Below are 13624 nucleotides of genomic sequence, written 5' to 3'. Positions count from 1 at the left end.
CGGGCACCAACGAACGGAGAGACCCGCTGTGACTCGCACACCCCAGGCAGCCGCCGAGGAGGCCGCCGCCGAACTGCGCTCGCGCACCGGCGTGGACGCCTACGACGTCGCCCTGGTCATGGGATCGGGGTGGGCCTCCGCGGCCGACCTGCTCGGCGACTCCGGTCAGGAGCTGCCCACCACCGACCTGCCCGGCTTCGTGCCCCCGGCCGTGGAGGGCCACAGCGGCACCGTGCGCAGCATCAGGGCGGGCGACCGCTCCCTGCTCGCCTTCCTGGGCCGCACCCACCTGTACGAGGGCCACGGCACCGACGCCGTCGTGCACGGCGTGCGCACCGCCGTGGCGGCCGGGGCCACCACGGTCGTGCTGACCAACGCCGCGGGCGGCATCAACCCCGCCTACGCGGTGGGCTCCCCGGTGCTCATCGCCGACCACCTCAACATGACCGCGCGGTCCCCGCTGACCGGCGCGACCTTCGTCGACCTCACCGAGACCTACACTCCCGCCCTGCGCGAGCTGGCCCGCTCGGTGGACCCCTCCCTGCCCGAGGGCGTGTACGCGGCCATGCCCGGCCCGCACTTCGAGACGCCCGCCGAGATCCGCATGCTCAGCGCCATGGGCGCCGACCTGGTCGGCATGTCCACCGTGCTGGAGGCGATCGCCGCCCGCGCCGCGGGCGCCCGCGTCCTGGGCCTGTCCCTGGTCACCAACGTCGCGGCCGGGCTCACGGGGGCCAACCTCGACCACGAGGACGTGCTGGCCACCGGCCGGGACGCCGCCGCGACCGTCGGACGCCTGCTCGCCGACATCACCGCCAAGCTCTGAGGGGAGCTCCCATGACCGACCTCGCCCGGGCCAGGCGCTGGATCGCCCAGGACCCCGACCCCGACACGCGCGCGGAGCTGGCGGGACTGGTGGAGCGCGCCGACCGGGGCGAGGCCGACGCGCTGGCCGACCTGGACTCCCGCTTCGGGGCCCGCCTGGAGTTCGGCACCGCCGGACTGCGCGGCGCCCTCGGCGCGGGCCCCAACCGGATGAACCGGGTGGTGGTCATGCGGGCCGCCGCGGGGATCGCCGCCTGGCTCGGCGAGGGCCCCGGGCACGTGGTCATCGGCTACGACGCCCGGCACCGCTCGGCGGACTTCGCGCGCGACAGCGCCGCCGTCCTCACCGGTGCCGGGCACCGCGTGTCCCTCATGCCCGGACCGCTGCCCACCCCCGTGCTGGCCTTCGCCGTCCGCGACCTGGGCGCCGACGCCGGGATCATGGTCACCGCCAGCCACAACCCGCCCCGGGACAACGGCTACAAGGTCTACGCGGGGGCCGCCAAGGCGGGCGGCGCCGCCGACGCGGGAACCCAGATCGTCTCCCCGGCCGACGCCGAGATCTCCGCCGCCATCGACGCGGTGGGCCCGGTCGACGAACTGCCCCTGGGCGAGGGGTGGACGGTGCTGGGGGAGGAGGCGGTGGAGCGGTACCTGGACGCGGTCACCGCGCTGGTCCCGGGCGAGGACCGCGACCTGGCCACCACCTACACCGCCATGCACGGGGTGGGCGGCCGGGTGCTGCTGGCGGCGATGGGGCGGGCCGGGTTCCCCCGCCCGTCCGTGGTCGCCGCCCAGTTCGAGCCCGACCCCGACTTCCCGACCGTGGACTTCCCCAACCCGGAGGAGCCCGGTGCCATGGACATGGCGCTGGCCACCGGCGCCGCCGACCGCTCCGACCTGGTCATCGCCAACGACCCCGACGCCGACCGGCTCGCGCTCGCGGTCCCCGGGCACGGCCTGCTCACCGGCAACGAGGTGGGCGGGCTGCTGGCCGAGTACGTGCTCGACCACACCAGCGGGTCCGACCGGGTGGTGGCCGCCTCGATCGTCTCCTCCAGCCTGCTCGGCAAGATCGCCCGCGACCGGGGCGTGCACTACGAGGAGACCCTCACCGGCTTCAAGTGGCTGGCGCGCGCGGGCGGCCCCGGGCAGCGGCGGGTCTTCGCGTTCGAGGAGGCGCTGGGCTACTGCGTGGGCGCCGACGGCGGCCGTCCGGTCGCGGACAAGGACGGGATCAGCGCGGCCCTGGTGGCCGCGGCGCTCGCCGCCCGCGCCAGGCGGCGGGGGGCGACCCTGCTCGACCTGCTCGACGACCAGGCGCGCCGGTACGGCCTGCACCTGAGCGACCAGCTGTCGGTGCGGGTGGAGGACCTGTCGGTCATCTCCGCGGCGATGCGGCGGTTGCGCGCCGAACCGCCCGCCGCGTTCGGTCCCCTGCGGGTGGTGGGGGTGGACGACTTCGCCGCCGGACACGCGGGTCTGCCGCCGACGGACGCCCTGCGCTTCCGGTTGGAGGGCAGGGGACGTGTGACGCTCAGGCCCTCGGGGACCGAGCCCAAGCTGAAGGCCTACGTCGAGGTGGTGCTGGATGTGGACGGTGACGTGGCGGCCACCCGCGCACTGGGCTCGGACCTGCTCGCCGAGCTGATGGCCTCGGTCACCGTGGCTGTCGGGGGTTGAGGGCGCCGCTCAGTCGCCGTCGGAGGGTTCCACGACCGGCCGGTGCACGACCTCGTCGATGACGGTGAGCGTCTGGGTGGACGTCACACCGGGAAGCGACTGCAACCGGGTGAGGATCAGGTCGCGGAGCTGGTTGGTGTTGGCGACGCGGACGAGGAGGACGATGTCCGCCGAGCCCACGACGTACCAGCAGTACTCGATCTCGGGGTAGGAGGACAGGATCTCCCGGTTGGCGCGCCAGTCCGGCTGGCTGCCCGAGATGAGGACGAGCGCGGTGACGCCGAGCCCCATCTTGGAGTGGTCGGTCACCACGGAGTAGCCGCGGATGACGCCCTCGTCGGTGAGCCGCTTGATGCGGTTGTAGGCCGTCGCGCGGGACACGTTGGCCAGTGCGGCGATCTCGGTGATCCCGGTCCGCGCGTCCTTGGCGAGCGCGCTCAGGATCGTCTGGTCGGTCGTGTCCGGCCGCCGGCCGTTCCTCCGCTGGTCGCCCATGGCCATGTGCGTGCTCCTCGTGTGCTCTTGTTTCAGGACGAAGCCCCTCACTGTCGTCGTTGACCGGGGCTAACGAGTTACCAGGTAAACGTTGTTTCCGTCTATCGGAATCTCAGTCGGCGAGATGCGCGGCGTTCGGGCACCCCCTCCGGCCGCCGCGGGGGCGGCGCCGGAGGAGGACGGGAGCGGGGACCCTGGCGCGGGGTCCGACGGGCGGGGGGAGGCGCGTCGGGAGTCCGACTGTACTCGTGGCCGACGCTGTCGGTGGATGGGGTGGTTTCCCGGACCGGCGGCGTCTACACCACGCGGCCCGGAACACGACAGAACTTCTTGCCGCGGGGTTCCGTGGGGTCCAAGTGTCGGGAAATCGGGGGGTTTCGTTGACCGGATGACCGGTGCCTCGAACGTATGCGCTCGGCGCCGCGAAGTGCGCCCGCCGCGGCCGATCGCGGCTGTTCCGTGACCGTGGACCCCCCTCCCGGCGACCCCGCGTGCGCTCCCGGTCGCGGCTCGCACTCCCCCGGGGGCCGAGGGCGTTCGTGGGGTGTACAGGCCCGTGTGTCGTTTTCTCGGGTGGAACGGGGTTCGTGCTGGACGCTAGAGGACCATATGGCGGATTTCATTCCCATATGTATCAAGTAGCGGCTGATATCTAGCGAAAGTGTCGAATCTTCCGGAGAATCTGTGTGCAGGACAGACACCACCCGGAGCCCGGACCGCGCCACCGTGCGGGGCAGGGCCACGTTGGGAGCCGCTCGACATGCCCGCCAGTCGCCCGCCCTCGCCCCAGGACCCGCTGCGCGCAAGGCCCGGGGCCGCCGCCCCCGACGGAGGCGCCGTGCGTCCGGACCCCGCCCCCCACGGGCCGGCGGACCGGGGCGCCGTCACCGTGGGCCACCTGCCGCCCGAGCTCACCCGTGCCCTCTACCGCCACATGAGGACCGCGCGCGACCTGGACACCGAGGCCATCGCCCTCCAGCGCCAGGGCGTCTTCCCCGCCTACGTGTCCGTGCGCGGCCAGGAGGCCGCCCAGGTCGCCAGCGCCTCGGCCCTGGACCCCGCGCGCGACTTCGTCTTCCCCACCTACCGGGAGATGGCCTCCGCCCTGGCCTACGGGGTGGAGATGGTCGGCTACATGGCCACCCACCGGGCCCTGTGGCACGGCGGCCTCTACGACGTCGCGGCCTCGCGGTTCGGCGCCGTCAACGCCGTGGTCGGCGGCCCCGTCCCGCACGCGGTCGGCTGGGCCGTGGGCGAGCGGCTGCGCGGCGACGACGGCGTGGCCCTGGCCTACTTCGGCGACGGCGCCAGCTCCGAGGGCGACGTCCACGAGGCCATGAACTTCGCCGGGGTCTTCGGCGCCCCCGTGGTCTTCTTCTGCCAGAACAACCAGTGGGCGCTGTCGGTGCCCAACCACCGCCAGGTCGCGGGCGGCTCGGTCAGCGCGCGCGCCGAGGGCTACGGCATGCCCGGAGTGCTGGTGGACGGCAACGACGCGGGCGCGGTCCACGAGGCCACCGCCGAGGCCGTCGCCCGGGCCCGCCGCGGCGAGGGGCCCACCCTCATCGAGGCGCTCACCTACCGCGTGGAGCCGCACTCCACCTCCGACGACCCCGGCCGCTACCGCGACGACGCCGAGGCCCAGCGCTGGCGCGAGCGCGACCCCGTCACCCTGCTGCGCGAGGCCCTGCTCGCCGCCGGGCACGCCGACGAGGGCGAACTCGCCCGGGTCGACGCCGAGGCCCGCCGGGAGGCCGAGCGCATCCGCGACGGCGTGGCCGCCGCGCCCGAACCGGACGGGTCGGAGCTGTTCACCCACGTCTTCCGGGAGACCACCGAGGAGCTGACCCGGCAGCGCCGCACCTGGCAGGAAGAGGTCGAGCTGTGACCGAGCTGATCGAACGCGCCGACACCGCCGCCGAGGCCCCCGTGGTCGAGCTGTCCATGCAGCAGGCCATCAACCGCGCCCTGCGCGACCTGCTCGCCGAGGACCCCGACGTGCTGGTCTTCGGCGAGGACGTGGGCGCCCTGGGCGGGGTCTTCCGCGTCACCGACGGGCTCCAGAAGGAGTTCGGGGACACGCGCGTCTTCGACACCCCGCTGGCCGAGTCCGCCATCATGGGCATGGCGGTCGGCCTGGCCATGAACGGCTGGCGACCCGTCCCCGAGCTCCAGTTCGACGGTTTCGCCTACCCCGCGATCGACCAGATCGTCAACCAGGTGGCGCGCATGAACTACCGCACCCGCGGCGCGACCCCCATGCCGATCACCCTGCGCCTGCCCTCCTTCGGCGGCATCCAGGCGCCCGAGCACCACGGCGAGAGCCTGGAGGCGCTCTTCGCCCACACCCCCGGCCTCAAGGTCGCCGCTCCCTCGGACCCCGCCGACGCCTACAGCCTGCTGCTCCAGTCGGTGCGCTCCGACGACCCCGTCGTCTACATGGAGCCCAAGGCCCGCTACTGGGACCGCAGGCCCGTGCGGCTGCGCGAGCCCAGCGAGCCCATCGGCACCAGCCGCGTCGTGCGCCCCGGCAGGCACGCCACCCTCATCGCCTGGGGCGCCATGGTGCACCGCTGCGTCCAGGTGGCCGAGCTGGCCGCCGAGGACGGCGTGGACCTGGAGGTGCTGGACCTGCGCTGGCTCAAGCCCCTGGACGCCGCCGGGATGGCCGCCTCCGTCGCGCGCACCGGACGGGCCGTGGTCGTGCACGAGGCGCCGCTGACCGCCGGGCTCGGCGCGGAGGTGGCCGCCCTGGTCACCGAGCACTGCTTCCGCGACCTGTCCGCCCCCGTCCAGCGCGTCACCGGGTTCGACGTGCCCTACCCCGCGGGTCCCCTGGAGCCGCAGTACCTGCCGACCATCGACCGCGTCCTGCTCGCGGTGCAACGGACCCTGGAGTACTAGAGCGACCATGGCAGAAGACAACATCACCTTCTCCCTCCCCGACCTGGGCGAGGGGCTGGTCGAGGCGACCGTCCTGGAGTGGCAGGTCGCCGTGGGCGAGGAGATCGAGCGCAACGCCCCCCTGGTGGAGGTGGAGACCACCAAGTCCGCGGTGGTCATCCCCTCGCCCCAGGCGGGCCGGATCGTCGAGCTGCACGCCGGGGAGGACCAGGTGGTCCCGGTCGGCGCGCCCCTGGTGACCTTCGCGGTCCAGTCCTCCGGCGACGCGCCGCGGGCGGGCATCGTGGGCCGCGTCCCCGAGGAGCAGGCCCGGCCCGCCCGCCGGGTGCGGCTCAGGCCCCCCACGGACTGACGGCGGCCGACCGCGGGGCCCGTCCGGAGGAAGACACGAACGGCGGCGCGCCCGGGCGCGCACCATTCGGAGGAAAATCCGACCGGGCCCCGCCTTTTTCCCTTTTCTTTTCGAGAACATGGTGGGTGGTTTTCATGTCCGCGAATCTCACCGACGGCGTGACAATGCGTTATGCGGATTTGCGCCCGCAGGGTCAGGGGGGCGGGGCCCCCGTGCTTCTCTTGCACGGTTTCGGCACCGACTTCGGCATGAATTGGCGGGCCGCCGGGTGGACGCGGGCCCTGGAGTCGGCTGGGCTACGGGTGATCGGGCCGGATCTGCGCGGTCACGGAAACAGTGACAAACCGACCGACAGCGCTTTCTACCTGCCCGGACACTTCGTCGCCGACCTCGTCTCCATGCTCGACGAGTTGGCGGTGGACAAGGTCGACGTGGTCGGTTACTCCATGGGTTCGCGTCTGGCCTGGGAACTCGCGCTGACCGCTCCCGAACGCGTCAGACGGGTGGTTCTCGGCGGTTTCGGACCGAAAAACGCCTTCGCCGGAACGGATCTGTCCGACCCCGGTTCCGGGGACACGCCCTTCGACCACGTCTACCGGACGGTGGCCGCCCTGCCCTCCAACGACCCCGCCGCGCTGGCCGCCTGCGCGCGCGGCCAGGCCTCGCGCCCCTTCGACGCCGAGCCCCCGCTCAGCGGGTTTCCGGTGCTGCTGGTCTCGGGCGCCCGGGATCCGCTCGCCGAGGGGGCCGCGGCCCTGGCCGAGCGCTGCGGCGGCACGCACGTGGAGATCCCCGGGCGCGACCACGCCAACGCCGTCTCCTCCCGGCACTTCCGGCAGGCCGTGCTGGACTTCCTGGCCGACTGACGCCGGGCGGAGCCCCGCCGTCCCGCCGCCCGACGCGGTTAGTCCGGTCTAGACCGGCCCCCTCCGACGTGCCGCTGTGACAACCGGTGAAGGGGGCGAAGCCATGCGTGGTAATGCCGTGTCGGGGCGGGGACCGGCTTCCCCGCAACACAATCCCGAAACACCGCCGACCGCTTCGGGCGCACGCTTGTCGACTTTCGGGTAAGGACCCGTGTCGCTACGCTCTCGCCTTCATAACAACTCCGCCCGTTGGTTAGATGTACTTTCGGCCACCGGATATCGTCCGGCTGCAGAACTCAGGTCGGTCGCGAGCGAATGCTGGCCGCTGAGAGGGCGTAAGAGGAGTGAGAAGTGAAGCGCAGCAACACAGTCAGGTTCGCCGCGGCCGCGGCGGCCGGTGTGCTCGCCCTCACCGCGTGTGACAGCGCGGCCGAAGAGGGCGGTGGCGGCGAGGGCGGCGGCGAGGAGTCCGCCTCCGAGCTCCAGGTCGGCCTGGCCTACGACGTCGGCGGTCGCGGCGACCGCTCCTTCAACGACTCGGCCTACCGGGGACTGGAGCGGGCGGCCGAGGAGCTCGGCGTCGAGGTCAACGACTTCGAGCCCAGCGACGGCGAGGCCGAGTCCGCCAAGGAGGACCGCCTGGCCACGATGGCCGAGGAGGGCTACGACGTCGTCATCGCCGTCGGGTTCGCCTACGACGGCGCCGTGCGCGCGGTCGCGCCGGAGTACCCGGACGTCCACTTCGCCATCGTGGACTCCGAGATCGCCGACATCGACAACGTCACCAGCCTGGTCTTCGCCGAGGAGCAGGCCTCCTTCCTGGCCGGCGCCGCCGCGGCGCTGACCACCGAGGAGGACCACGTCGGCTTCGTCGGCGGCGTCGAGACCCCGCTGATCCGCAAGTTCGAGGCCGGTTACGCCGCGGGCGTGGAGCACGTCAACGAGGACATCACCGTCGAGGTCGACTACCTGAGCCAGCCGCCGGACTTCAGCGGCTTCAGCGACCCCGCCAAGGGCCGTGAGACCGCCCAGGCCCAGTACGACCGCGGCGCGGACGTGATCTACCACGCCGCCGGCGCGTCGGGCAACGGCATCCTGGAGTCGGCCGTGGCCAACGACTTCACCTTCATCGGCGTCGACAGCGACCAGTACGAGAACGCCGCCGAGGACCAGAAGCCGCACGTGCTCACCTCCGCCATCAAGCAGGTGGACGTGGCCGTGTTCGAGCTGATCTCCGCCGCCACCGAGGACGGGGTCGAGGGCGGCGTCCAGCGCTTCGAGCTCGCCGACGGCGGTGTGGACTACACCACCTCCAACGAGGAGGCGATCAGCCCCGTCCAGGAGCAGCTGGACGAGATCAAGCAGCAGATCATCGACGGCGAGATCGAGGTCCCGACCGAGCCGTAGACCGCGCCACGCGCGACCGTCGTCGCGGGGTCGCCCGCGGCGGCCAGCATCCACGGGCGGCAGCGACCGGGGTAGATCCCCGGTCGGTGCCGCCCCGGTTGCCGTTCGGCGGCGGGGCGTCCGGCAGCGGCCGCGACCCGGCCGGTTCCGCGGCGCCACACCGCACATTCCACGAGGAGACAGATGAGCAGCACGCCATCGGGCGAGGGGGCCCTGGCACCCCCCGCCGTTGAGCTGCGCGGGATCACCAAGCGTTTTCCCGGCGTCGTGGCCAACCACGACATCGACATCAGCGTGGCTCCCGGTACCGTGCACGCCATCGTCGGCGAGAACGGTGCGGGCAAGTCCACGCTGATGAAGACCCTGTACGGCATGCACCGGCCGGACGAGGGACACATCTACGTCCAGGGCCGCGAGGTGCGCTTCGGCTCGCCCTCCGACGCCATCCGCAACGGCATCGGCATGGTGCACCAGCACTTCATGCTCGCCGACAACCTCACCGTGCTGGAGAACGTGGTCCTGGGCGCCGAGCGCCGCCACGGCATCGGCAACCGCGCCCGCGCGCGCATCCGCGAGCTGTCCGGCCAGTACGGCCTGGGGGTCGACCCCGACCGCCTCATGGAGGAACTGGGCGTGGGCGACCGCCAGCGCGTGGAGATCCTCAAGGTCCTCTACCGCGGCGCGCGGACCATCATCCTCGACGAGCCCACCGCCGTCCTGGTCCCGCAGGAGGTCGACGAGCTCTTCGACAACCTGCGCGAGCTCAAGCGCGAGGGCCTGACCGTCATCTTCATCTCCCACAAGCTGGACGAGGTGCTCTCCGTCGCCGACGAGATCACCGTGATCCGCCGCGGCACCACCGTGGCCACCGCGGACCCGGGCACCACCACCGCCCGGGACCTGGCCACGCTCATGGTCGGCGGCGAGCTGCCCGTGCCCGAGCTGCGCGAGTCCACCGTCACCGACCACGTCGTGCTGTCCCTGGACGGGGTCACCGTGCACTCCGCCGACGGCCGCGCCGTCGTGGACGGGGTGAGCGCCGACATCCGCCGGGGCGAGATCGTCGGCATCGCCGGTGTCGAGGGCAACGGCCAGTCCGAGCTCATCGAGGCCATCATGGGCATGCGCCCGCTGGCCGCCGGGAGCATCCGCCTGGAGGAGCAGGACATCACCGGCTGGCCCACCCTCAAGATCCGCGAGGCGGGTGTGGGCTACATCCCCGAGGACCGCCACCGGCACGGCGTGCTGCTGGAGTCCCCCCTGTGGGAGAACCGCATCCTCGGCCACCAGACCAAGGAGCCCAGCGTCCGAGGCCCCTGGATCAACCGGACCGGCGCACGCGCCGACTCCGAGCGCATCGTCGCCGAGTACGACGTGCGCACCCCGGGCATCGACGTCATCGCCGACGCCCTGTCCGGCGGCAACCAGCAGAAGTTCATCATCGGCCGGGAGATGAGCGGCTCCCCGCGCTTCCTGGTCGCCGCCCACCCCACCCGGGGCGTGGACGTGGGCGCCCAGGCCGCCATCTGGGAGCAGCTGCGCGACGCCCGGGCCGCGGGCCTGGCCGTGCTGCTGGTCTCCGCCGACCTGGACGAGCTGATCGGCATGTCCGACACCCTCCACGTCATCCTGCGCGGCCGACTGGTCGCGCAGGCCGACCCGACCACCGTCACACCCGAACAGCTGGGCTCGGCCATGACCGGCGCCGGACTGCACCGGGCCGACCAGAGCACGGAAGGCGACAGCGGTGCCGACCGACACGGAAGCGAGGGCGGCGCATGAGTAGGATCCCCCGTCCCGCGAGGACCCTGCCCGCGCCCGCGGCCGCGGGCGTCGCGATCGCCCTGGGCGTGGTGCTGACCATCGCCCTGGACACAGGGCTGCTGTGGTGGGCCGCGCTGGTCATCGGCGTCGTCGCGGCCTTCGCCTTCGTGGCCTGGTCCGGGCCCATGGTGCCGCGCGAGCGCCGGGCGGGCGCGGACGGCGCCCGCGAGGAGGGCACGGTCCTGCACAACACGCTGGTGGTGCCCACCGCCCTCGTGCTGTCGGTGGCCGCAGGTCTGCTGGCCGCGTGGTTCCTGGACCTGTCCCTGATCGAACCGGTGGCCGCCGCGCTGGGCGCGCTGGTCGGATCCGCCGCGGCCTTCTGGCTGTTCCACCGGCTGTCGGCCATGCTGGCGCTGTCCTTCGCCGCGGTCCTGGCCGCCGGGGTCATCGCGACCGCGGTCACCGCGGCCGTGCTGTTCTTCAGCGGCATCCCGCCGCTGGCCACGTTCGAGCGGATGCTGGAGTACGGCACCCGGCCCAACAGCCTGGTGCGCATCGTCAACGACGGCACCACGTACTACCTGGCGGCGGTCGCGGTGGCGATCGGCTTCAAGATGAAGCTGTTCAACATCGGCGTGGACGGCCAGTACCGGCTCGCCGCGCTGCTGTCGGCCGCCGTGGGCGGCTACATCATGCTGCCGCCGGTGCTCAGCCAGATCGTCATCGTCATCACGGCCGTGGCCGTGGGCGGCGTGTGGGCGGGCATCGCCGGGTACCTCAAGGTGACCCGCGGCGTGTCCGAGGTGATCTCCACGATCATGCTCAACTCCATCGCCACCGGCGTCACCGCCTACCTGCTGAGCACCGACCGCCTCGCGGTGGAGATCAGCACCAACAACATCGGCACCCCGCCGATGCCCGAGTCCTCCTGGGTGCCCGGCATCCCGGCGGGCTTCCTCGGCTCGGACGAGACGATCTTCGGGTTCGTGTTCCTGGCCGTGGCCGTCGGCATCGGCTACTGGGTGATGCTCAACCGCACCCGCTTCGGCTTCGAGCTGCGTGCCACCGGCCAGTCGCAGACCGCGGCCGAGGCCAGCGGCGTCAACGTCAAGAAGATGGTGTTCCTGTCCATGCTCTTCTCGGGCATGGTCGCCGGTCTGGTGGGCCTGCCCCAGCTGCTGGGCAGCGCGCACTACTACGCCCTGGACTTCCCGACCGGCATCGGCTTCATCGGCATCGCCATCGCGCTGCTGGGCCGCAACCACCCCGTGGGCATCGTCTTCGCCGCCCTGTTCTGGGCCTTCCTGAACCAGGCGTCGGGCATCCTGCCCTTCGACGGCATCCCGCAGGAGATCGCGGTCATCTCGCAGGCCACCATCGTCCTCACCGTGGTCGTGGTCTACGAGGTCGTGCACCGCTGGGGCCGCCGCTACCAGCAGCAGCAGATCGGCAGGCAGCTCGGCACCACCGCCGAGTCGCCCGCACCGGAGACGGTGAAGGTGCCCGCGGACGAGACGTCCCCGGCCCCCGCGGACGGGTCCACCGACGCGGGCACCGCCCCCGAACCCGAGGACAGGCGCGGAGGGGAGGCCACGTGAGCCAGGAGATCAACGTGATGGAGCCGGTGGCCAAACCCGCCGCCCGGCCCCGGGGGTGGGCGCGCTGGCGCATCCTCACCCTGTTCGGCGCGGTGCTGGTGTCCCTGGCGGGACTGCGGGTCATCACCGGGCACGACATGCTCACCGACGCGGGAACCATCAGCACCACCATCACCTTCGCGGTGCCCATCGGGCTGGCCGCGCTGGGCGGTCTGTGGGCCGAACGCGCGGGCGTCATCAACATCGGCCTTGAAGGCATGATGATCCTGGGCACCTGGTTCGGCGCCTACTTCGCCTGGTCCACGGGCAACCCGTGGATCGGGCTGCTGGCGGGCGTGCTCGCCGGTATGGCGGGCGGGCTCCTGCACGCCGTGGCCACGGTGACCTTCGCGGTGGACCACATCGTCTCCGGCGTGGCGATCAACATCCTCATGCTCGGCGCGATGCGCTACCTGTCGATCCTGGTCTACTCCGACGTGCCCGGCGCGGGCGCGGCCCAGTCGCCCCCGGCGCCCTCGTTCCCGGTGTGGGACCTGCCCCTCGTGGCGCAGGTCCTCAGGCCGGTCGCCGACAGCGAGATCTTCCTGGTCGGCGACCTGGCCTCGCTGGTGCTCGGCGCGACCACGAACATGCCCGCGCTGACGGTCGTCGCGATCCTGATGTTCCCGCTGACCTACCTGGTGCTGTGGCGGACCACGTTCGGCCTGCGGCTGCGCTCGGTGGGCGAGAACCCCGACGCCGCCGAGTCCCTGGGCGTGCCGGTGTACAGCCTCAAGTACGTCGCGGTGATCGTCTCCGGCGGCCTGGCGGGCATGGGCGGAGTGTTCCTGTCCGTGGTCGCCTCGCAGATCTACCAGGAGGGCCAGACCGGCGGCCGCGGCTACATCGGCCTGGCCGCGATGATCTTCGGCAACTGGCGCCCGGGCGGCCTGGCCATGGGCGCGGGCCTGTTCGGCTACACCGACGCCCTCCAGGTGCGCGGCGGCGGCGCGGCGGTGCACGCCCTGCTGCTGCTCCTGGCCGTGGCGCTGGTGGGCGTGGCCGTGTGGCAGGTGCGCCGGGACCGCAAGGGCCTGGCCGCCTTCGGCGCGCTCACGGCGGTGCTGCTGTTCGTGTGGTACTTCTCCACCGACTCGCTGCCGCGCGAGCTGGCCACCTACAGCCCGCACATCGCCACCCTGCTGGTGCTCTCGCTGGCCTCGCAACGGCTCCGGCCACCGGCCGGGGTCGGCAAGCAGTGGAGGGCGAGCCGGTCATGACCGACGCACCACTGGACCCGGCGAGCGTGGACTGGGAGGCCCTGCGGGCCGCCGCCCGCGAGGCCATGGGCCGCGCCTACGCGCCCTACTCCCAGTACCCGGTGGGCGCTGCGGCGCTGGTCGACGACGGCCGCACCGTCAGCGGCTGCAACGTGGAGAACGCCTCCTACGGGCTCGGCCTGTGCGCCGAGTGCGGCCTGGTCAGCGCCCTGCACGCCTCCGGCGGAGGCCGTCTGACGGCCTTCAGCTGCGTGGACGGGCGGGGCGAGCTGCTCATGCCGTGCGGGCGCTGCCGCCAGCTCCTGTTCGAGCACGGCGGGCCGCAGCTGCTCGTGGACACCCCCGAGGGAGTCTGGACCATGGACCGGGTGCTGCCGCAGGCCTTCGGCCCGCACAGCCTGGCGTGACCGGGTTCCTCCGTTAGCCGCGCCTCCCCGGACGCCGCCCGCGCGGCGGCCTCCGGGGAGG

12 protein-coding genes are annotated in these 13624 nt (G+C 72.7%); 11 read left to right on the top strand and 1 reads right to left on the bottom strand.

Translation table 11 applies throughout. The features are described 5' to 3' along the window. The first annotated feature begins 28 nt into the window (after nucleotides 1-28). Entirely contained in the window at nucleotides 29-826 is a 798-nt protein-coding gene (locus EV372_RS02385; RefSeq protein WP_013154259.1) for a purine-nucleoside phosphorylase, read from the top strand. A gap of 11 nt (nucleotides 827-837) precedes the next feature. Beyond that, nucleotides 838-2508 (top strand): phospho-sugar mutase, encoded by a 1671-nt coding sequence (locus tag EV372_RS02380; protein ID WP_130394662.1) that lies wholly within the window; start codon nucleotides 838-840, stop codon nucleotides 2506-2508. Between the two features lie 9 nt (nucleotides 2509-2517). Here EV372_RS02380 and EV372_RS02375 read toward each other — a convergent pair whose 3' ends face one another. Beyond that, entirely contained in the window at nucleotides 2518-3009 is a 492-nt protein-coding gene (locus EV372_RS02375) for an Lrp/AsnC family transcriptional regulator (protein WP_013154257.1), read from the bottom strand. Nucleotides 3010-3892: 883 nt separating this feature from the next. Here EV372_RS02375 and EV372_RS02370 point away from each other — a divergent pair. The 9 genes from EV372_RS02370 (at nucleotide 3893) to EV372_RS02330 (ending at nucleotide 13563) form a co-directional block, all read left to right on the top strand. Beyond that, nucleotides 3893-4891, top strand: coding sequence for a thiamine pyrophosphate-dependent enzyme (locus EV372_RS02370; RefSeq protein WP_130398714.1), 999 nt, complete (start codon nucleotides 3893-3895; stop codon nucleotides 4889-4891). Beyond that, complete coding sequence (locus EV372_RS02365) at nucleotides 4888-5907, top strand: alpha-ketoacid dehydrogenase subunit beta (RefSeq protein ID WP_130394661.1); 1020 nt, start codon at nucleotides 4888-4890, stop codon at nucleotides 5905-5907. Before EV372_RS02370 ends, EV372_RS02365 begins: the two co-directional genes overlap by 4 nt. Nucleotides 5908-5914: 7 nt before the next feature. Next, on the top strand, nucleotides 5915-6259 hold the full coding sequence (locus tag EV372_RS02360) for a biotin/lipoyl-containing protein (RefSeq protein ID WP_130394660.1): 345 nt from the start codon (nucleotides 5915-5917) through the stop codon (nucleotides 6257-6259). Nucleotides 6260-6393: 134 nt separating this feature from the next. Then, nucleotides 6394-7125, top strand: coding sequence for an alpha/beta fold hydrolase (locus tag EV372_RS02355; RefSeq protein ID WP_253794503.1), 732 nt, complete (start codon nucleotides 6394-6396; stop codon nucleotides 7123-7125). 351 nt (nucleotides 7126-7476) lie between these two features. Further along, a complete protein-coding gene (locus tag EV372_RS02350) occupies nucleotides 7477-8532 on the top strand; it encodes a BMP family lipoprotein (protein WP_130394659.1) in 1056 nt (351 codons plus the stop codon). A gap of 183 nt (nucleotides 8533-8715) precedes the next feature. Further along, nucleotides 8716-10314: an ABC transporter ATP-binding protein gene (locus EV372_RS02345; protein WP_130394658.1), complete on the top strand. Its 1599-nt coding sequence runs from the start codon at nucleotides 8716-8718 to the stop codon at nucleotides 10312-10314. Continuing rightward, nucleotides 10311-11897, top strand: a complete 1587-nt coding sequence (locus tag EV372_RS02340) for an ABC transporter permease (RefSeq protein WP_130394657.1) — start codon at nucleotides 10311-10313, stop codon at nucleotides 11895-11897. The genes EV372_RS02345 and EV372_RS02340 overlap by 4 nt, the downstream gene beginning before the upstream one ends. Next, entirely contained in the window at nucleotides 11894-13156 is a 1263-nt protein-coding gene (locus EV372_RS02335; RefSeq protein WP_130394656.1) for an ABC transporter permease, read from the top strand. Before EV372_RS02340 ends, EV372_RS02335 begins: the two co-directional genes overlap by 4 nt. Beyond that, nucleotides 13135-13563, top strand: a complete 429-nt coding sequence (locus EV372_RS02330; RefSeq protein WP_130394655.1) for a cytidine deaminase — start codon at nucleotides 13135-13137, stop codon at nucleotides 13561-13563. Before EV372_RS02335 ends, EV372_RS02330 begins: the two co-directional genes overlap by 22 nt. The last annotated feature ends 61 nt before the right edge of the window (nucleotides 13564-13624 follow it).

Source organism: Nocardiopsis sp. CNZ308, assembly GCF_004217075.1.
The sequence above is the reverse complement of the archived record's forward strand: the minus strand, read 5'-3'. Positions and strand labels throughout refer to the sequence as shown.